Genomic DNA, 19811 nt, shown 5'->3' with positions numbered 1-19811 from the left:
GGGTATAGGATGACAGAAAAGCATACAGACAAGAGAACAATACTTATAGTGGATGATGACGCTGATCTGTCTATGCTGATACAGGATATGCTGGAGGACAACGGCTATGCTTTTCTGTACGCAGCCAGCATAGACGATGCATATGAAGTGCTGACAGATAACAAATGTGATCTCATACTTCTGGATATCAATCTTCCCGATGGTACAGGTTTCTCATTCTGTAAAGAACTCAGGCATACTTCGCAGGTGCCAATCATATTTGCAAGTGCAAGGACGAGTGAGGATGACAAGGTGAATGGCCTTGATATGGGTGGAGATGACTATATCGCAAAGCCGTATTCACTGAAAGAGCTTATGTCCCGTATCCGTTCGATACTCAGGAGAACTTATGGTGTTGATGACAATAAGTCTGAGATGTTGACCCTGAACACAGACGGGAACGAGATAGAGATCAACAGGCACGCACGGACTGTGAACAGAAACAAAAGTAATGTGGATATGAAGCCGAAGGAATTTGACCTGCTTGTATACATGGCGGAGAACAGAGGCAGGGTATTGACCAAGGAACAGATCATGAGTGCCGTGTGGGGGCTGTACAGCGATGTGGAGCCATCCACGGTTGCGGTGCATGTAAGGTGGCTCAGGGAAAAGCTTGAGACAGATCCTTCACATCCGCAGCTTATCCGTACGGTATGGGGAACGGGATATGTGCTGGGAGATAGTGAATAGACAAAGACGGTGAGGATAATATGAGCTTGTAAGGTGGATGTCCACTTGGCAGCTATAGGGAGTTTATATGAAGCGACATTCAGTAAGAAGCAATATAATAAAAATGCTGATCGTGTTCATGTGCGCTATAACCATAGTTTTTGGTTGGCTGTTCTACAGGGAGAAGCAGGACGAGACACGGCGGATAAAAGATGATGAATATGGGCAGTATATAGTGGAACTGAATGAAGTGAAACAACTGTATGATTCGGGATCCACAGATGCTGACGAAAAGCTTGACGCTGTAATGAATGAACTCAGGGAACAAAAGATAGATACCGGCAAGTCAGGACTTAGGAATATAGTGATCATGTATATCGTTGTCTTGTGTGTTGTGATTGTATTATTCCTGTACATATACGTGTGTGTTCTCAGGCCATTTGACGAGCTGGAGGATTATGCATCACATCTGGCAACAGGGGATATGGACACCGAACTTAAGTACAGACGGGTAAATATGTTCGGAAGCTTCACGTGGGCATTTGACCATATGAGAACGGAGATAGTGCATGCAAGGCGTAGAGAGCAGGAAGCGATAGAGAACAACAAGACAGTTATAGCCACGCTGTCACATGATATAAAGACTCCGATCGCATCTATAAGAGGATATGCGGAGGCATTGGTCATGAATATGGATGCCACCCAGGAGCGCAGGGAGAGGTATGCGTCGGTCATCATGAAGAAATGTGATGAGGTTACGTCCATAACGAATGACATGTTTATTCATTCCTTGCATGATCTGGACAGACTGGTGGTGAAGAGTGATAAGGTTGAGATAAAACCTCTGCTGGAACAGGTCCTGTCAGATATAGGTCTCGGAATGGATATCGTGGTGAATGGAGATATAACCGAGGCAGTGCTTGAGCATTCAGATTCGGGAAGAGTGGTTCAGGTGATAGAAAATATACTGTCAAATGCCGCTAAGTATGCCAGAGACACAGAGATAAGTATTGTTACGGAATGTATATCGCCCGAAAAACTTCCAAGGAATGTCCATGTGAGCGGCGCTGATATGGTATACAGGCTGTCCATAAAGGATCATGGAACAGGAATTCCGGATAAGGATATGCCGTTCATATATGAGAAGTTTTATCGAGGGGAAAACTCCGGTGATGAACCTGGAGCGGGCCTTGGACTATTTATTGTCCATTATCTCATGGACAGAATGGGCGGAGATGTGGAACTTGTAAATCATGCTGATGGCCTGGAGGCAGTGTTATATTTTGCAGCAAGAAAGGTTTGTTAAGGACTTGTTAATAAATAGGGTGATATGGTTGTAGCACGGTGGCGAGGTGAAGATCTGTAGAGGATGTCTGAATGCCCCCGTGCTACAACTATAAAAAGGAGAGAAAAATGGCAGATATAATACTTCAGGCAAGAGATCTTTGCAAAAGCTTTTCCAGTGAGGGCGTGCAGAATCATGTGCTCAACAACATGGATCTGGATATCTATAAGGGAGATTTTACAGTCATCATGGGAGCGTCAGGCTCGGGAAAATCCACACTGCTTTACAGTCTGTCCGGGATGGACAGACCGACTTCGGGAAAGGTCATATATGATGGCGAGGATATAACAGAATACAATGAGAAGCGCATGGCAGAACTCAGGGTGTATGAGTTTGGATTTGTGTTTCAGCAGATACATCTTGTTAGTAACCTCAGCATTAGAGAGAACATACTTGTGCCGGGTTATATGAATAAGGATACGAGAACAAAAGAGACTGAAAACAGGGCTGATGAACTCATAAAAAAGATGAATATAGAAAGTGCTGCTGACCGACTTCCGGCACAGGTGTCCGGCGGAGAGGCACAGAGGGGCGCTATTGCCAGAGCGGTCATCAACAGTCCGGGTATCCTTTTCGCGGATGAGCCGACAGGCGCATTAAACCGCAGGAATACCCAGGATGTGCTGGACCTTCTCACCGAGCTCAACGTGGAGGGACAGAGCATACTCATGGTTACCCACGATGTGAGGGCTGCTATCAGGGCGAACAGGATCATCTACATAGAGGACGGAAGGATCATAGGTGAGCTGAAGCTGTCACAATATATTGAAGAAGATCGCAAGAGCCGTGAGAGCCAGATAGATGCATGGCTTGGTTCCATGCAGTGGTAGGAGGTAAAGGATGAGATATATCATGATGGTGCTTCGAGGAAATATGAGAAGAAACAAGGGCGTGCATATAAGTGTGTTCGTGCTCATGCTTATCATTTCTCTGGCATTCTGTTCAGTGCTTTCTTACTACACGAATTCCATAAGGCATGATTCGAAAGCTATGGAAGAGGTTGGTTATGGAGGTATGCTTGCCGCACTTTACGGGGAGAACAGGCTGGATGCCTATGGAACAAGTGCAGACAAGATAATAAAGAATATTGGCAAATGTGATGCAGTGCAGGAAGTGAAAGCAACTGATGTTGTATATCTGCTGCTTAAGGACTGCAATGGAAAAGGCGGAAACAGCAGCTTCGTTTTGAATGATACAGACAGCGTGCTCACATATGATCAGTATGATGTGGATAACAAAATGACAGATCGCCGGCTTGAAAAAGGTGAGGTAAGTGTGCCGTTCAGTTTCATAGGTATGTATGACTGCAAGATTGGTGATACAGTCGAGCTGGGCAATGATAACGGTTCTTATACCTTCAAAGTTGCGTCATTTTTCGAGGATCCATATATGGGATCTTCGGTCATGGGAATAAAGACGATATTGATCTCAGATGAGGATTTTGCGGATCTCAAGGCAAAGGCTGCGGAAGATAATAGAAGCGGACTGGAAGATGACAAGAGATCCTTTGAATTGTCAAAGCTTATCATAATAGATAAAAAGCCGGGCCTGGACCTCACGGAGATGGAGTTTGAGAGAGAACTGAATAATGTGAGTGATTTCGCGTCATATTGCTGGATAACTTTATCAAAGGAGCAGGCGGGAAATTACATGCTTCTTATGACAAAGGTATTCTCCGCGGTGCTGCTTATATTTGTTGTGCTGCTTCTGGTGGCGGCTATGATAGTTCTAGGACACAACATCGGCAGCAGCATAGACATGGATTTTGTTAACATAGGAATACTCAAAGCGGTCGGAATGACAAATGCATCGGTGAAGCTGGCGTTGCTTGCCGGGTATATGTGCACTGTGGCGGCTGGACTGTTTGCTGGAATACCACTGGCCATTCCGATACTAAAAATCATAAATAGTGCCACAAGATCTTCTTCAGGACTTGAAGTTCCGTTTGATATTAATGTAGGACTTGTGCTGTGTGTCATATTGGCGATACTGCTTCTGGTAGCAGCATTTATCATGTTGAAGACAAGGAGAATATCCGAGGCCACACCTATAAAGGCGATAAGAGGTGGACGGGACAGTGTGCATTTCTCAAGCGTTCTGAAGCTTCCGGTCTCAGGCAAGAAACTTGGTGTGAGTCTTGCATACAGACAGTTTATATCTGAGAAGAAACAGTATGCCGCAGCCATCATAGTGACTGCTATACTTGCCATGTTCATGATACTTATGAACGATATGATGCGCTGGTTTAATTCACAGAATATGCTGGTGGATATGTTTTCAGTCACGAAGTATGACCTGACTGCTTCGTTTGTCGATGAGGATACACAGAAGGATATAGAGAATGTTATATCAGAACACACAGCGTATAGAAAATATCAAATGTCCAGCGAGTACATTCTGTTCGATGATGTGCAGATGTATTGTTATATAGTGGAGGCTCCTGATATGATCAACACGATAAGAAAGGGAAGAACTTGTACATATGACAATGAGGTGCTGATAACCCAGTATGTGGCTGATGGATTTCACCTGAACATAGGCGACACAGTCACGGTCAAGCGCGGCGGCGTGGCAAGGAAGATGGTTATCTCCGGCATATATGATTCGGCAAATGATGTGGGCAAGAACTTTGCAATCAGTAAGGCTGCATATAGTAAGTTTGCCAGCGGAGAGATCGTAAGTGAGCCTGGTGTCAGTGGAGCTGCCAAAAGCAGTTCAGATGAAGAGGAATGGAGCGGCAAAGGAATATGTTATGATCTTGACAATACTGATGAATGTGATGCGATAATCCAGGAGATAGATAAGAGATATGGCGATAATCAGGGCATCACGTATTCAATACATTCAGCAAAGGATGATTTTGAAGGAGTGGCGGGTACAGTCAACATTGCAATACAGGGACTCACATTGCTCACATATATGTTGGGGGCTGTATTCGTGATAGTCACGGTCATAATCGTGTGTGGCAAGGTTCTCATGCGTGAGCAGAAGGATATCGGAATATACAAGGCACTTGGATTTACATCCTTCAGACTCAGATGCCAGCTTGCGGTCCGCTTTATCGTGACGGCAGTTGTGGGTTCGCTGCTTGGTATAGTTCTTGCACTTATCGTCAGCAAGCCATTCTTCAAGGCAGGATTTGAATCATTTGGAATATACAGTTTTAATTTAAGTACAAGCGTGATATCACTGGTTATACCATTGGTATTTATGAGCGTGTTATTCTCTGTGGTAGCATTTATCAGAGCGGGGAACATCAGAAAGGTTCAGCCGCAGGTGCTCATCGCAGATCAGTAGAAGTATATAGGAGAGTGGAACTATGTATACAATGTCAGTAGACAAGGTGGGTATATATAATGGATAAGTTGATCATATATCTGATATGTATAAATATACTGGGAGCTGTCCTTGATGGAGTGACGGCTGCGAGACGCAGGAGAACAAGCCATAAGGCGCTCAGTGTTCTGCTGGGGATCATAGCCATTGCCGGTGGTGCCCCTGGCATGATAATAGCATTTGCGTTGTGTGACAGGACTGCATCCAAGACGAATATGATGCTGAGAGTGTTCACAGTGTGCGTGTGTGTAATAGAGCTTGCGGTGTTCATGACTTGGAAGCTCAGACCGGCGGGCAAATGGAACTTTGCATTCTGGGATGTGTTTGTGGAATACAGATGGACACTTTGGTTCGTTGCGGCAGTGAGTGTTGTAACATTTGTCATGTTCGGAATTGACAAATACAGAGCGGTCAAGGGCGGATACAGGATACCTATAGCGGTCCTTCTCGGTATGGCATTTGCCGGTGGAAGTATAGGTGCTCTGCTTGGAATGGTGGTGTTTAGGCACAAGATAAGGAAGAATTATTTCTCGGTTGGAGTGCCACTTATACTTGTAATGCAGGTGGTGCTTTTGATGTGTGTGGTTAATCTGCTGTAGGATCCGCAAATATCCCAAGTTCAGGCGGATAGTTGGTAAATGCGAAGAAGGCAACCGCGAGAATAGCCAGGATGGTCATGGCAACGTAGTCGTTTATGCACATTTGCCTGGATTCTGATCTGTTCTCGGTTCGCAGTGCATATACAACCCCGGCGAAATAAAGTGCGATATTCAGAAACTCATAATTCCTGCCCAGTACACCGTTTAGTGTGTAGAACACGACCACAATGAATGCCATACCTGACAGGATACCGCTAGTCCTTGCCGGAAGAAAATTTTCCGGCAGGGGCTTTTCTTGTATATGCGCCCAGAGAGATTCGGTCAGAGTCAGGAGGAGCATTGGAAAGAATATAAGTTTCAGGTGTTCCCAGGTTGATTCGTTCACTGCTGAGAATAGTCCGACAGCGGGATTGTCATTTGACCACTCGTAGGTGAAATGCAGCAGCACTCCGAGGATCGATATGAAGAAAAAACGAAAAAAATTGAGTTTGTTAGTAGTTGCCATAGAGAGTTCTCCGATGAAAACTAGTGCTATATTACATAGTATATGACGAATATGGTATTTCATGTAGCGGAGAAACCGAAATCAACGAAATTAAGATAAACATAATTGGGATATATTGTCGGTGATGTTATAATTATTTCAACGAATGTTTTGTTTAAAGGGGGGGGACATATGAGTAGCTTGTATGAACATTATCCAATTGTAATGTGGGTAATAGATGGTGTCTTTTGGATGATAGGAGTGTTGTGCTGGATCATTACCTACATTGGGGCACCTCTTGAAAGTAGGAAACTGGGACATCATGTTTCCGGAGTGCCTGGAGTAGCTTTTGTATTCTTTTTGATAGCAGGTTATTTCTCACCGAATAAATGGCTGATGCTGACTGCGTTGCTTGATTTTAGTCTTACATACCTGCCTGTATTTTTGTTGAAAGAACAATTAAAAAAACATTTAAAAAAGGCAAAAGATGAGTAATTGTAGGACTAAGTGCCAATCAATATGGGAAAAAGCCGGGAGAGTAAGAAAGGGGAAGTACATATGCGTTTGATCCATTTATCTGATCTTCACATAGGAAAGCGTGTAAATGAATTTTCTATGTTGGAGGATCAGGAGTATATATTAAAAGAAATATTGGGCATCATCGATGATGAGCAGCCGGATGGAGTCATCATAGCCGGGGATGTATATGATAAGTCTGTGCCGAGCGAGGAGGCGGTGAAACTGCTGGACAGCTTCCTGACTTCGCTTGCAAAGAGAAAGCGGCAAGTATATATCATCAGCGGCAACCATGATTCGGCGGCCAAGCTGGCATTTGCATCAAGTCTGATTGATCTCAGTGGAATCCATATATCGCCGGTATATGATTCGGCACAGATAGCCATGATGGGAGATGGGTTGGTCAGACCATATAAGCTGGAGGATGGAAAAGGACAGATGGTGAACATATACATGCTGCCATTTGTGAAGCCGGCAATGGTCAGAGCGGTATTCCCTGATGAGGCGGATGATATAAAGGATTACACGGATGCCTGCCGTGCGGCGGTGGAGCACATGGATGTTGATGAGAAGGTTACAAATATCCTTGTGGCCCACCAGTTCGTGACCGGGGCTGTGCGCTCGGAGTCGGAGGAGAATGTGGGCGGTCTGGACAATGTGGATGTGTCGGTATTCGACTCATTTGACTATGTGGCGCTGGGGCATATACATGGGCCGCAGAAGGTGGGCAGGGAGACTGTCAGATATTGCGGAACACCGCTTAAGTATTCACTTTCGGAGGCTAACCACACCAAATCGGTGACGGTTGTTGACATCCCTGAGAACAAGAAAATAGAGATAAGGACTGTTCCGCTTGTTCCGATGCATGAGCTGCGCGAGGTAAAGGGAACATTTGACGAGCTGATGGACAGGCGAAACTATGAGGGGACGGCTGTGGATGATTATCTGTATGTGGTTCTCACGGACGAGGATGACGTGCCGGATGCTTTGGGAAAACTCAGAACGGTCTATCCAAATGTGATGAAGCTTGGATACGACAACACCAGAACCCGTGTGACACAGACGATAGACGATGGCGCTGTACTTGAAGGGAAAAAGCCTATAGATCTGTTTGGAGAGTTGTATGAGAAGCAGAACAACCAGGAAATGAGCGATGAACAGAGGAGTTTTGTTCAGGATATTATAGACTCTATATGGAAGGAGGAGCGCTTATGAGCGAAGCGAATAACTCAAATGCGCTCCGACGACCTGCCCCGCTCGCGGAGGCGAGAGGGGCGATACATTGTGAAAGGAGGCCTGGTGATGAGACCCATAAATCTTACGATGTCGGCATTTGGACCATATGCGGGAGTCCAGATGCTTGACATGGCCCAGCTTGGGGCTGAAGGCTTGTATCTTGTGACTGGGGATACAGGTGCGGGAAAGACCACGATATTCGATGCCATCTGTTATGCGCTGTATGATGAGCCGAGCGGAGCGAGCCGTGATGCGAGGATGATGAGATCAACGTATGCCGATGTGGACACAGATACCTACGTTGAACTGACATTTGATCATATGGGGAAGACTTACAGAGTTAAAAGAAATCCTTCCTATGAGAGACGTAAGAAAAAAGGTGAGGGAACTACCCTGCAGGATGCGGCTGCAGAACTGTATCTGCCGGATGACTTGGTCATTGCCAACAGAACGAAGGTAAATTCATATCTTCAGGAATTGTTGGGCGTGGACAGAGAGCAGTTTTCACAGATATCCATGCTTGCCCAGGGTGAGTTCAAGGAACTGTTGGTGGCGGAGTCCGGGGACAGACAGAAGATATTCAGCAAGCTTTTTCACACATCAAGGTATTTTGTTCTGCAGAAGCGTCTTCAGGATGAGACGAGAAAGCTTCAGAGTGAACGGGACGATATGAAGAAGAGTATAGAGCAGTATATATCCGGGATAGTCTTCGGAGAGGATGACCCGCTGGGGATCGGTGTCCAGAAAGCAAAGGACGGCCAGATGCCAATTGATGAGGTGATCACACTCATCGGAAAGCTTATTGTAACGGAGAAGGCAAGAACAGATTCATATGAAAAGCAGATAGGTACACTTGAGACCCGGGTCGGGGAACTTGACACGCTGATAGGCAAGGCACAGCAGACAGAGAAAGCCAGAGTGCAGCTTGAAAAGGCACATTTGGAGCTTGCAAATGTACAGAATGACAGAACTGCTGCTGAGGCAGAGTTAAACAGGACAAAGGAAGCGCGCCCAGAAACGGAAGAGCTCCAAAGGCAGGCAGCAGTTATAAATAACGAGCTTCCAAACTATGAGAAACTGGACGAGAAGCGAAAAAATATTGCAGACGAGGAACAGCTCCTACAAAGGCAAAATGAACAGGCAGAGAAGGGCAGAATGCTTGTGACAGACAAACAGAAGAGCATAGAAAAGCTGAGACTGGAACAGACACAGCTTGCGGATGCGGGGGAGAAAATAGTTGCAATCACGGCATCGAGGGAGAAGATGGCTGACGCTGTTGACTATCTGAATGACATAAGTAGACTGCTCATGGAATACAGCAGAAGAAAACAGGCGGTGGACAAAGCACAGAAGCAGTATCTGTTTGATAATGATATGTATACCAGAAAGCAGGATATGTATGAGCATATGAGCACGCTCTACAGGAATGCCCAGGCGGGAATCCTAGCAAAGGATCTGAAGGAGGGACAGGCGTGCCCTGTGTGCGGTGCGACGGAGCACAAACTCCTTGCATCGCTGCCAAAGGAGGCTCCGACAGATGCACAGTTAGATGATGCGAAGAAGGATGCTGACAAAGCCCGCGACAGGGCAAATGCCAGTGCTACGGATGCAAAGGTAAAACTTGCCAGCGTCATGGAGATCAGAAACAGCATTATTGAGCAGGCTGGAAGGAAATTTGACGATCCGGAGGATATAGATGTTCTGCCGGAAAAGGTTGAGAAGAATATTGGATACTATAATGAGAAGATTGCGGAGGCTGACAGACAGATCGAGGCTGAACGCAAAAGGGTCAGCAGAAGGGATGAGCTTGCTGCAAAACTTCCTCAGGAAGAAGAAACATTTGCCGGGATGCAGGTTAAGCTGGCGGAGCTTGAGAGAAATATATCGGCGCTCACGGCAAAGGTTGTCTCAGACAGAGAACAGGCGACAGAACTGGCCGCGGGGCTCAGATTCAGGAATCGGAGTGAGGCGGAAACGAAGATGAACGAGATTCTTGGCAGAGCAAAGAAACTGCAGGATTCATTTGACAGCGCTGAGAAGAGATATAATGCTGTGATCCAGGATATTAAGACGCTGGAGGGGCAGATAAAGGCTCTGACAGACACGCTGGAATCAGCAGAGAAGCTCGAACTTGCTAAGCTTGAGGAAGATAAAACCGCAGTGAGAGATGAGCTGGGAAGGATCAGACTTCTCATGCAGGATGGGAACAGCCGCATCCGTGCAAATGAAACGGCGATGGCGAATATCGGCAGAAAGTCCGATGAGCTTTTGGCAAAAGAAAAGGAATACGTCAGTGTGAAGTCGCTCTATGACACTGCCTCAGGGAATGTATCCGGCAAGAATAAGATAAACCTAGAGGCATACATACAGATGTCGTATTTTGACAGGATAATTCAGCGTGCAAATCTGAGATTCCTGAAGATGTCAGATGGTCAGTATGAGCTGGGGCGTGTGACGGACAGCAGTGACAGGCGAAGCCAGATCGGCCTTGACCTCTGTGTTGTGGATCATTACAACGGCAGCAGACGAGACGTTAAGTCTCTTTCTGGGGGCGAGTCATTCATGGCTTCACTTTCCCTTGCGCTTGGACTTTCCGATGAGGTGCAGGCCTCGGCTGGCGGAATTCAGATAGATACCATGTTTGTGGATGAGGGCTTTGGATCCCTTGATACAGAAAAGACTCTGCCACAGGCATACAAAGCGCTGGTCAGCGTGACCGAGGGACGCAAGCTGGTGGGAATAATATCGCACGTGACTGAACTCAAGGAGAAGATTGACAAGCAGATCGTGGTGGAAAAGGACAGAACCGGCAGGGCGAAGGCGAGGCTGGTGGTGTAGGGATTTTAGTCATCTGAGTATTTAGATAAAATTTGCTCAAGTTTATTAAAGTCTACACATCTTTTTGTAAGGTTGCGATTTTTGTCGGGAAAATCAGTTATGAGAGAGTAGACTTTATTGGCTCTGTTGATTATAGTATCGGAATGATCCCGACACCAGGATAATTGTTTCTGCATAAGAATCTTTCCTGCTGTTGTGGTCAAATATTTTGATGAAATCAATCTGACTTTTCATATTTTCAAATTTCTTTTTGGGTGAGGTAAGGGGGATGCAATATTTCTGACCACCTATAAGAATGATTATTCCAAGAAATGGTCGATTCTCCTTACCTACCTGAGGGGAGACTGACATTACGTTGTCATCTGCACGAGACAGATTTCTTATGTATTTTAAATCAATATAGTAAAAATTTAGGATATCCATTATCGCCTTTCTGAGAATATAAAAGAGCTGTGCTAAAATGCACAGCTCTTAAAAACCTTTTTGCATGGTAGGGCTCCCATAAAATTGTTCCATTTTGTATGATAGAACATCCATATTAAAATTGTTCATTTGTTTTATATGGTAGAACACCCATCTCTTAAAGTTCCCATTTCGCATGGTAAGGTTACCATAATCATATCATACAAGAATTCTAACATTCAATAATGTTAGTGTCAATTAGAGCTGACTTATTTAGTAACTTATAGTGATCTGAGAATATCCTAAAAAGTGATCAATATCAAGTGTAATTACTGATATTTTATAAAACGTTTATAAAAGTATACAAAGTGTAGAATAGTAGAAAAATGTTAGCTGTTTGCTTTACAAATCGGAGTTGATAAACAATAATGGTTCATGTATGAATGAATAAGGACGGTACAAAATAATGGAACTTTTTGATATATGCGACGAACAGGGCAACCCTACCGGAGACAAAGTGGAGAGGAGCGAGGCACATGCAAAAGGCATATGTCACAGGACTGCCCATATCTGGATAGCGAAGCAAGAGAATGGAAGGTATAAGGTTCTTCTGCAGAAGAGGTCGATGGATAAGGATTCTTTTCCTGGAAGGTATGACACTTCCTCTGCCGGACATATACAGGCAGGCGATGAACCGATGGAGTCGGCACTCAGGGAACTCGGAGAGGAGCTTGGCATCAAAGCTGAGGCCGCAGATCTTGATTTCGCGGGAACATTCAGGATCCGGTATGAGAAGGAATTTCACGGCAAAATGTTCAGGGACAATGAGGTGGCATTTGTGTTCGTGTATCAGAAAACGGTGGACATAGCAGACCTGACGATCCAGAAGGAAGAGCTGGACGGCGTGAGCTGGTTTGATCTGGATGAAACCTATGAGGCATGTAAGAACCATGACCAGAAGTTCTGCGTGCCACTCGGCGGCCTTGAGACGGTGCGAAGATACCTGGATGGCAAATAGAGATAACTTTCAAAAATATGTTGCCAGACTAGTTAGTTTGTGCTAACATAACATATGTTATGGAAAACGACAAGCGTAGTGAAACGATAGAAAAACTGAAAAAAGCAGGTAAAGAGGAATTCCTTAAAAATGGTTACCAGAGGGCAAGTCTTAGAATGATATGCAATAGTGCGGGAGTTACCACCGGAGCCTTCTACTTTTCATTTGAGAGTAAGGAGGCATTGTTCAAGGCGATACTTGAACCGCTTGTGAACCAATATGAAGCCATGCTTGGAGAACTTATGAAGGGGGAGATTGAGAACCCCGCCACGGGCGTAGATGCAGATAAGATCATGATGCAATTCCTTCTGGCACACAGGGAAGAGGTAATGATCATCATGCATGGCGCTGACGGCAGTTGCTATGAGAATTATCACCAGAGGGTTGAGGAGTTCATGAGACATTCATTTGCGGCATATTACAGGTCACAGCTTGGATGCGAGCCGGATGAGACTTTGGTTCGCGTGCTGGCTAAGATGCGGCTTGAGGGAGCCATGGCGATACTGAACGAGGATGTAGATGTGGAGAAGAAAATGTATCTGACAGAAAAGATTGGCATTCATGCCACCGGCGGTACAGAAAAGTTGATAGAGAGTTTAAAGAAAGAGGTTCATCGATGATGAACCTCTTATTTTTATGAACATAACAAAACATGACAAATGTTATATTTCATAAGGAGGGGCCCACGTAAGTGGGAGGATTCCGACAGAGGAAGAGCACTGATGTGCGCGCAGGTCATCAAGCTACGCTTGACGACATGTTGTGAAGCACGCAAACGCCGCGCGCAGCGCCTCTCATGCGTTTGCTCCATTATAAGGAGGGGCCCACGTAAGTGGGAGGATTCCGGCAGAGGAAGCGCACTGATGTGCGCGCAGGTCATCAAGCTGCGCTTGACGACATGTTGTGAAGCACGCAAACGCCGCGCGCAGCGCCTCTCATGCGTTTGCACAATTAAAAAGCAGGAGGAAATGAGAAAATGGTTAGCACACAGAACAATACAGTAAGCAGATCAAAGGTAGACATAACGGGAGTCCCGGAGACGATGCTCCAGACACTCTATGCCAGAGCGAAAGAATCAAGAAAACCGGATCATGCCATATACGATGGCAAGGCCATAGAGATAGTTGACAGCCTGGATTATGACTTTTCACTGGCGGACAAGGATCTGGCAATGGGAAGCGGAGTTATAGCGAGAACCATAGTGCTTGATAAGCTTGTATCAGAATTCCTGAAGAAGCACAAGGGTGCTGTGGTTGTGAATATCGCCTGTGGTCTTGACACCCGTTGCTATAGAAATGAGGGTAGATATAAAGGCTGGTACAACATTGATCTCCCGGAGACCATGACTGTAAGGGCAAAGTTCCTGCAGGAGGATGGACCGGTGTACCAGATAGCGGAATCCGCCATGGACGGCAAATGGGCAGACATGGTAGAGTATGCAGGCGAACCTGTGCTGGTCATCATAGAGGGGCTTACGATGTATCTCACAGAAGCTGATGTGAAGAAAATATTCGACATAATAGACAGGAAATTTACTCATGCTACGGTGCTCGTAGAGACTATGGCTCCGTTCATGGCAAAGCATATCAAGGAGAAATCCATCCATGGAAGCCATGCCAGGTTTTCCTGGGGCGTGTCAAATGGAAAGAAGCTGGCGGAGATCATACCGAAATACAGATACATAGAACAGCACAGTCTTGTAGAAGGAATGGCTGAGTTCATACCGGTATATAAAGTCATTGGCAAAATACCATTTGTCAGCAATATATCAAACAAGATAGTAGTGATGGAAAAGTGATAAAAAGTGTTGACATAAAGTTAAAAGCCATTTATGATACAGTAAAATGCAAATGACTTGCAAATTCGAAAAAGAGGAATACTATGGCGAGGGAGTATAAAACGAGAATAAGTCAGGCTATAGAGGCATTTGCTGCAGAGAGGCAGGACAGAGGGTTTTGCGCGGCTGATGTAAGTGTGTATTTGGATGAGAATGGCATAGATGCGAATACAACAACTGTATATCGCAATCTTGACCGCATGGTTACCCAGGACAAATTGATAAAGTATCAGAGTGCTGATGGTGGTTCAAGTATGTATAGAATGGAAAAGGCTGATCATAGTTGTCACGAACACCTTCATATGCAGTGTGTTAAGTGCGGAAGAGTCATACATATTGACCGCGATACCATGAATCACATAGCTAAAGGAGTTCAGGAGAGGTATGGATTTATGATCGACTGTGACAGATCGTCGATATGTGGTATTTGCAAAGATTGTCAGAGGCGTTGTGGAGTCGCTGTAGTCTAAACTAAACGTGATTGTTACAGATGGGATTGTATCGTTACGGTCACAACGAAAACTATATATCCCCAAATTCCTACAATGAAAAGGAGGTGTGCAGAATGAGTAAAAAGAGAATAATGTCATGGATTCTTATAGTGTTCTTTGTATCGGAAGTACTTTTCTCTTACGGCTATATTGCGCGCAATGTGGAGCATGACTGTACGGGGCAGGAATGTCCTATATGTATGCATTTGCAGCAGGCTGCACAGTTCCTTTCAAATATAAAGACAATGTCAACTACGCCAGTGTTCCTGGCGTTCTTAAGTGTGTTCACACTTGGAGTTGTATTGGTGTATACCCACGAGTATTGTACCGATACGCTCGTTTCCCTGAAGGTGGAATTGCTGAATTGATTTAAAGTACGGATATTGACTGAGAATTGCGTCTGGAAATACATCTAAAGATAAGGGCGAATACTTATTATTGGTGTTTTTTGATCTAGAGGCAGTTTATTAAATTTACCCAATTATAGGCATCAAAATATGCCTGTCAATTTTATCAATCAATTCGGAGGTTTATTGATCATTATGAAAAATAGAATATTTGGCCTTGTTATGGCATCGGTACTTACTGTTTCAGCATTTTGTGGCTGCGGAGCATCAATGACGGCAGCAGATTCTGATCAGAAAGGGGGCAGTGTGCCTGAAAATACGGCAAATGCTGCGGCGTACAGCATTGTATGTACGACTTTTCCTCAGTATGACTGGATCCGCAATATTATAGGCGGTGATTCCGACAAGTTTCAGCTTACTATGCTGCTCGATCAGGGGATGGATCTTCACAGTTATCAGCCAACTGCAGAGGATATAGCAAAGATAGCTGACGCAGATATGTTTGTGTATGTTGGCGGTGAGTCTGATGGCTGGGTGGATAGTGCCCTGAAAGAAGCAACTAATAAGAATATGAAGGTTGTAAATATGCTTGACGCTTTGGGAACTGCAGTCAAAGAGGAAGAGGTAGTTCCAGGCATGCAGGCAGAGGAAGAAGAGGGAGGAGAGGAAGACCCGGAGTATGATGAACATGTATGGCTTTCACTCAAGAACGCAGTGGCGTTGACGAATGTGTTGGCGGATAATATCCAGGCACTTGATCCAGATAATAAATCTGATTACATGGAGAATGCAGGCAAGTACGTTGATGAACTCAATGATCTTGATGGAAGGTATGAACTAACAGTTTCTAAGGGAAAACGTCAGGCAATTCTGTTTGGCGACAGATTCCCTTTCCGATATATGGCGGATGATTATGGGCTTACCTACTATGCTGCATTTGTGGGATGCAGTGCTGAGTCGGAGGCAAGTTTTGAGACGATAACATTCCTTGCGCAGAAGGTGGATGAGTTAAAGCTTCCGGTTATTCTGACGATAGAGGGTGCAGATCACAGTATAGCAGAGTCGATAAAGAAGACAACAGATTCGAAAAATCAGGAGATCCTGACGATGAATTCGATGCAGTCTGTGACTGCAAAGGCTGTAGCTGATGGTGAGACGTATCTGAACGTAATGGAAGATAACTTGAACGTACTTTCTCAGGCATTGAATTAATTGCTGAACAATAAAACAAATTTAGATTTATAGGAGAAAACAAATGTCATATATAACGTGCAAAGACCTGACAGTGGGATATGATGGACGTGCAGTTGCGTCAGGCATTAATTTCAGTATAGATAAGGGAGACTATCTCTGTATAGTTGGAGAGAACGGAGCGGGAAAGAGTACCTTGGTAAAAACTCTGCTTGGCCTGTTGAAACCGGTTTCAGGAGAGATAAAGTTTGGCGATGATCTGACATCGCGTGATATAGGCTATCTGCCGCAGCAGACACCTGTGCAGAAGGATTTCCCTGCGACTGTATGGGAGGTGGCTTTGTCGGGAACGCTGCCTAAGTGCGGAGCACGTCCTTTTTATGGCAGAAAGGAAAAGCAGCTTGCGCAATCTCAGCTTGAACGACTTGGAATGTGGGATATACGCAGGAAATGTTACAGGCATTTGTCGGGAGGACAGCAGCAGCGCGTCCTTCTGGCGAGAGCCCTGTGTGCAACTGAGAACCTTCTTCTGCTTGATGAACCGGTAACTGGCCTTGATCCTGTCGCAACGGCACAGTTCTATCAGATGATACAGCAGTTAAATGAAAATGGTGTGGCAGTGATCATGATATCGCATGATCTGAGGGCAATAGATTGCGCCAGACATGTGCTTCATATGAATCATGGGGGCTCGTTCTGGGGCAGCAGAGAGGAATATAAGAACAGCAGATATTGGAACATCATTTCGGTAGAATACGAGAAAGGTGGTGGACAGAGTGCAGCTTGTTGATAAGTTAATTTACTATATGCAGTATCCATTTGTTAAGTATGCTCTTGTGGTTGGTATTCTTATAGCTTTGTGTTCGTCACTTTTTGGTGCAACATTGGTTCTTAAAAGATTTTCATTTATCGGCGATGGACTTTCGCATGTTGCATTTGGAGCAATGGCGGTAGGATCTGTTCTGAAACTGACAAACAACACGATTATAGTGATGCCGGTGACTGTGGCTGCTGCAATTCTCATACTTATGTCGGGACAAAATGCGAAGCTTAAGGGAGATGCCGCGATAGCTATGATGTCTGTCGGTGCTTTAGCCGTAGGTTATCTGATAATGAATGTATTTTCCACGTCGGCAAATGTATCTGGCGACGTGTGCTCAACGTTGTTTGGTTCAACCTCAATACTTACATTGACAATGGGAGAAGTGTGGCTGTGTATAGTGATGTCAATATGTGTAATAGCGTTTTTCTGTTTGTTCTACAACAGGATATTTGCAGTCACATTTGACGAGAGTTTTACCAGGGCAATCGGGAAAAATGCAGGGGCATATAATCTGGCTCTGGCGGTGATAATCGCTGTGATAATAGTGCTTGCAATGAATCTGGTGGGCTCCCTGCTCATCACGGCGCTTCTGGTATTCCCTGCACTTTCGGCAATGCGAGTTATGTATAGCTTCAGGTCGGTGGTATTATATTCAGCTGTTCTCTCGGTTGTGGGAACTTTGGCTGGAATGTTGGTATCCATATTATTTTCAACACCGGTAGGATCTACGATCGTTGCATGCGATATGGTTATATTTGCATTTAACAGTATAGCAGGGAAAGTGATGAGGAGATAAGAATATGTATATGAATAGAAATAGAAGAATGCATGGATGCAGACACAGATTTAAGCGATTGATTATGTCAATATTGGTGCTGAGTATGTTGCTGACTGTCACAGGCTGTGGTGGAGCATCTCAGACTGCGGGCAGTCGTTTGAACACACAGAATGCAGTGGATAAGGTGCTTAATCAGAAAACAGGCGATGGTGATGTGGAAAGTAAGTCGTCAGTGGGAGCCACAACAGAGACGACGATCACAACAGAGATGCAAACCACGATAGAGACAGAATCCGCATCTGTAACTGAGGCGACATCAGAACCAACATATGGGCAGGTCGTGAATGGAGACAGCTCAGTTATAGCGCAATACAAGTCTGAGGGTGTGGATGTGGACCTCACTCTTATGGGAAAAGATCTTATATATGCAACTGTATATCAGATGATGTCAAAGCCTGAGGAATATGAGGGCAAGACGATAAGAATAGAAGGAAAGTATTATGCATCCTATTATCCAATAACAGACAAATATTATAATTATTGTCTCATAGCTGACGCTCTGGCATGCTGCAGTCAGGGGCTTGAATTTGAACTTGGTGGAGGTGCAGTATATCCAGGCGATTACCCGGCGGACCAGAGTGAGGTGATCGTTACGGGAGTATTTGAAACCTACACAGAGGAGGCTGGACAGACATTTTATTACTGCAGGTTGAGAGATGCAGAATATCAACTGGTATCGACAGAGAATCAGTAGAGTATAAATTGCATAACATTTTTGGAATCCGGGCAGATCAAAGTGTCCGGATTTTTTGAGTAAAAAATATTCAGAATCAGGAGAAATATAGCTGCATCAAAACCAGGAATCACATAGAAAAATATGGCAAAATGACGCAAATATACTAAAAAACATTAAAAATAGCTAAAAAATGATAAAATTACTTAAAAAAGAATTTGATATATTGTAAAAACTATGCTAATTTTAAATAAAGGTAAATATTCAGCCGTGCAGGGTAAGAACAGCGGATTCGACATGCTTGCATGTAAGAATCAGGTGTTCTTATCCTGTGGTGACTCGAATAGAGTCACCGCCCCATACAATGAGCAAAATAGCTGCGCAGCAGCGAAAGAGCACGGGAACCGTGCGGTTTTGCGAATGTATGGTCGGCTGAATACATTAAAATACACAGAAGGGATGTGATGAAGTGAAAGAGAAATACAAAGGTGTACAAAAACTCACAGACAATCCGTTCCTCAACCTCTATCATATAGATGCGGTTGACACGGCTGGAAAAGACTTCAATTATTACTTTGCTTCAAGGAATAAAGAGAACGACATCAAGATAAAGACCCACGATATAAAACCGGAAGGAATAGTTATATATGGAGTTAAGCTGGAAGATGAGCCGAAGCTGGTGCTCATAAGGCAGTACAGATACCCACTCGATACATATATATATGAACTTCCTGCAGGACTGGTGGATGGAGATGAGACTCCGGCGCAGGCAGCAGTCAGGGAGATGAAGGAAGAGACAGGGCTTATCCTTGATGTATATGAGGGCGGAGAAGAACTCTACAGAAGACCATTCTATATGGGCCCGGGATTTACGGATGAGATGAGCAGTGCTGTATTTGGAACAGTTACAGGAACACCAAATCTCGACAGCAAGGAGAGCACAGAGGACATACAGGTCATACTCGCAGACCGAGGTGAGGTCAGAAGAATCCTGTCAGAGGAACAGGTGTCGCTCAGAGGAGCATACCTAATGACACATTTTCTGGCTGAGGGAGATCCACTAGAATTCCTGAGAAAATAGGAAGCGCTG

19 protein-coding genes and 1 pseudogene are annotated in these 19811 nt (G+C 44.8%); 18 read left to right on the top strand and 2 right to left on the bottom strand.

The genetic code is table 11. The annotated features are described in order from the left end of the window. The first annotated feature begins 9 nt into the window (after window positions 1-9). The 5 genes from DXB91_RS04065 (at window position 10) to DXB91_RS04045 (ending at window position 5988) form a co-directional block, all read left to right on the top strand. Complete coding sequence (locus DXB91_RS04065) at window positions 10-729, top strand: response regulator transcription factor (protein ID WP_015534677.1); 720 nt, start codon at window positions 10-12, stop codon at window positions 727-729. 67 nt (window positions 730-796) lie between these two features. Continuing rightward, on the top strand, window positions 797-2014 hold the full coding sequence (locus DXB91_RS04060) for a sensor histidine kinase (RefSeq protein ID WP_022216824.1): 1218 nt from the start codon (window positions 797-799) through the stop codon (window positions 2012-2014). Window positions 2015-2121: 107 nt separating this feature from the next. Next, a complete protein-coding gene (locus DXB91_RS04055; RefSeq protein ID WP_015534679.1) occupies window positions 2122-2883 on the top strand; it encodes an ABC transporter ATP-binding protein in 762 nt (253 codons plus the stop codon). A 10-nt stretch (window positions 2884-2893) separates the two neighbouring features. Next, window positions 2894-5350, top strand: coding sequence for an ABC transporter permease (locus DXB91_RS04050; protein WP_118016894.1), 2457 nt, complete (start codon window positions 2894-2896; stop codon window positions 5348-5350). 59 nt (window positions 5351-5409) lie between these two features. After that, window positions 5410-5988, top strand: coding sequence for a DUF1294 domain-containing protein (locus DXB91_RS04045; RefSeq protein WP_118016893.1), 579 nt, complete (start codon window positions 5410-5412; stop codon window positions 5986-5988). Here the strand turns inward: DXB91_RS04045 and DXB91_RS04040 are convergent. Further along, complete coding sequence (locus DXB91_RS04040; RefSeq protein ID WP_118016892.1) at window positions 5975-6493, bottom strand: DUF6512 family protein; 519 nt, start codon at window positions 6491-6493, stop codon at window positions 5975-5977. The two genes, DXB91_RS04045 and DXB91_RS04040, sit on opposite strands and share 14 nt — an antisense overlap. A 171-nt stretch (window positions 6494-6664) precedes the next feature. On the opposite strand from DXB91_RS04040, the gene DXB91_RS04035 reads away from it, so the two are divergent. The 3 genes from DXB91_RS04035 (at window position 6665) to DXB91_RS04025 (ending at window position 11062) form a co-directional block, all read left to right on the top strand. Beyond that, complete coding sequence (locus DXB91_RS04035) at window positions 6665-6967, top strand: hypothetical protein (protein WP_118016891.1); 303 nt, start codon at window positions 6665-6667, stop codon at window positions 6965-6967. A 63-nt stretch (window positions 6968-7030) separates the two neighbouring features. Further along, complete coding sequence (locus tag DXB91_RS04030) at window positions 7031-8203, top strand: exonuclease SbcCD subunit D (RefSeq protein ID WP_118016890.1); 1173 nt, start codon at window positions 7031-7033, stop codon at window positions 8201-8203. Window positions 8204-8290: 87 nt separating this feature from the next. After that, window positions 8291-11062 (top strand): AAA family ATPase, encoded by a 2772-nt coding sequence (locus tag DXB91_RS04025; protein WP_118016889.1) that lies wholly within the window; start codon window positions 8291-8293, stop codon window positions 11060-11062. A gap of 5 nt (window positions 11063-11067) precedes the next feature. Here the strand turns inward: DXB91_RS04025 and DXB91_RS14725 are convergent. Then, window positions 11068-11485 (bottom strand): annotated as a pseudogene (locus tag DXB91_RS14725) (type III toxin-antitoxin system ToxN/AbiQ family toxin). 445 nt (window positions 11486-11930) lie between these two features. On the opposite strand from DXB91_RS14725, the gene DXB91_RS04015 reads away from it, so the two are divergent. The 10 genes from DXB91_RS04015 (at window position 11931) to DXB91_RS03970 (ending at window position 19802) form a co-directional block, all read left to right on the top strand. Further along, on the top strand, window positions 11931-12482 hold the full coding sequence (locus DXB91_RS04015; RefSeq protein WP_118016888.1) for an NUDIX hydrolase: 552 nt from the start codon (window positions 11931-11933) through the stop codon (window positions 12480-12482). Between the two features lie 59 nt (window positions 12483-12541). Continuing rightward, complete coding sequence (locus DXB91_RS04010; RefSeq protein ID WP_117875458.1) at window positions 12542-13141, top strand: TetR/AcrR family transcriptional regulator; 600 nt, start codon at window positions 12542-12544, stop codon at window positions 13139-13141. A gap of 356 nt (window positions 13142-13497) precedes the next feature. Further along, a complete protein-coding gene (locus DXB91_RS04005) occupies window positions 13498-14319 on the top strand; it encodes a class I SAM-dependent methyltransferase (RefSeq protein ID WP_118016887.1) in 822 nt (273 codons plus the stop codon). An 83-nt stretch (window positions 14320-14402) separates the two neighbouring features. Next, window positions 14403-14828, top strand: coding sequence for a Fur family transcriptional regulator (locus DXB91_RS04000; protein ID WP_015534691.1), 426 nt, complete (start codon window positions 14403-14405; stop codon window positions 14826-14828). A 95-nt stretch (window positions 14829-14923) separates the two neighbouring features. Next, window positions 14924-15217 (top strand): hypothetical protein, encoded by a 294-nt coding sequence (locus DXB91_RS03995; protein ID WP_118016886.1) that lies wholly within the window; start codon window positions 14924-14926, stop codon window positions 15215-15217. Window positions 15218-15391: 174 nt separating this feature from the next. After that, a complete protein-coding gene (locus tag DXB91_RS03990; RefSeq protein WP_118016885.1) occupies window positions 15392-16408 on the top strand; it encodes a metal ABC transporter substrate-binding protein in 1017 nt (338 codons plus the stop codon). 43 nt (window positions 16409-16451) lie between these two features. After that, entirely contained in the window at window positions 16452-17177 is a 726-nt protein-coding gene (locus DXB91_RS03985) for a metal ABC transporter ATP-binding protein (protein WP_118016884.1), read from the top strand. 16 nt (window positions 17178-17193) lie between these two features. Further along, entirely contained in the window at window positions 17194-18006 is an 813-nt protein-coding gene (locus DXB91_RS03980; RefSeq protein WP_055224537.1) for a metal ABC transporter permease, read from the top strand. Window positions 18007-18016: 10 nt separating this feature from the next. Then, on the top strand, window positions 18017-18742 hold the full coding sequence (locus DXB91_RS03975) for a hypothetical protein (RefSeq protein ID WP_147343970.1): 726 nt from the start codon (window positions 18017-18019) through the stop codon (window positions 18740-18742). Between the two features lie 448 nt (window positions 18743-19190). Continuing rightward, on the top strand, window positions 19191-19802 hold the full coding sequence (locus DXB91_RS03970) for an NUDIX hydrolase (protein ID WP_118016882.1): 612 nt from the start codon (window positions 19191-19193) through the stop codon (window positions 19800-19802). Window positions 19803-19811 lie beyond the last annotated feature (9 nt).

Origin of the sequence: Coprococcus sp. OM06-34AC (assembly GCF_003462545.1) — a bacterium.
Lineage (GTDB): Bacteria > Bacillota > Clostridia > Lachnospirales > Lachnospiraceae > Coprococcus > Coprococcus aceti.
Note: the sequence above shows the minus strand (reverse complement) of the source record. Positions and strands in the feature narration are given on the sequence as shown.

Excerpts from the sequence above, each read along its gene's own strand:
- DXB91_RS04025 (WP_118016889.1), top strand. The coding sequence starts at position 8,291 with ATGAGACCCATAAATCTTACGATGTCGGCATTTGGACCATATGCGGGA.
- DXB91_RS04030 (WP_118016890.1), top strand. The coding sequence starts at position 7,031 with ATGCGTTTGATCCATTTATCTGATCTTCACATAGGAAAGCGTGTAAAT.
- DXB91_RS04065 (WP_015534677.1), top strand. The coding sequence starts at position 10 with ATGACAGAAAAGCATACAGACAAGAGAACAATACTTATAGTGGATGAT.
- DXB91_RS04050 (WP_118016894.1), top strand. The coding sequence starts at position 2,894 with ATGAGATATATCATGATGGTGCTTCGAGGAAATATGAGAAGAAACAAG.
- DXB91_RS04045 (WP_118016893.1), top strand. The coding sequence starts at position 5,410 with ATGGATAAGTTGATCATATATCTGATATGTATAAATATACTGGGAGCT.
- DXB91_RS03995 (WP_118016886.1), top strand. The coding sequence starts at position 14,924 with ATGAGTAAAAAGAGAATAATGTCATGGATTCTTATAGTGTTCTTTGTA.
- DXB91_RS04010 (WP_117875458.1), top strand. The coding sequence starts at position 12,542 with ATGGAAAACGACAAGCGTAGTGAAACGATAGAAAAACTGAAAAAAGCA.
- DXB91_RS03980 (WP_055224537.1), top strand. The coding sequence starts at position 17,194 with ATGCAGTATCCATTTGTTAAGTATGCTCTTGTGGTTGGTATTCTTATA.
- DXB91_RS04040 (WP_118016892.1), bottom strand. The coding sequence starts at position 6,493 with ATGGCAACTACTAACAAACTCAATTTTTTTCGTTTTTTCTTCATATCG.
- DXB91_RS03990 (WP_118016885.1), top strand. The coding sequence starts at position 15,392 with ATGAAAAATAGAATATTTGGCCTTGTTATGGCATCGGTACTTACTGTT.
- DXB91_RS04060 (WP_022216824.1), top strand. The coding sequence starts at position 797 with ATGAAGCGACATTCAGTAAGAAGCAATATAATAAAAATGCTGATCGTG.
- DXB91_RS03985 (WP_118016884.1), top strand. The coding sequence starts at position 16,452 with ATGTCATATATAACGTGCAAAGACCTGACAGTGGGATATGATGGACGT.
- DXB91_RS04005 (WP_118016887.1), top strand. The coding sequence starts at position 13,498 with ATGGTTAGCACACAGAACAATACAGTAAGCAGATCAAAGGTAGACATA.
- DXB91_RS04015 (WP_118016888.1), top strand. The coding sequence starts at position 11,931 with ATGGAACTTTTTGATATATGCGACGAACAGGGCAACCCTACCGGAGAC.
- DXB91_RS04035 (WP_118016891.1), top strand. The coding sequence starts at position 6,665 with ATGAGTAGCTTGTATGAACATTATCCAATTGTAATGTGGGTAATAGAT.
- DXB91_RS04000 (WP_015534691.1), top strand. The coding sequence starts at position 14,403 with ATGGCGAGGGAGTATAAAACGAGAATAAGTCAGGCTATAGAGGCATTT.
- DXB91_RS04055 (WP_015534679.1), top strand. The coding sequence starts at position 2,122 with ATGGCAGATATAATACTTCAGGCAAGAGATCTTTGCAAAAGCTTTTCC.
- DXB91_RS03975 (WP_147343970.1), top strand. The coding sequence starts at position 18,017 with ATGAATAGAAATAGAAGAATGCATGGATGCAGACACAGATTTAAGCGA.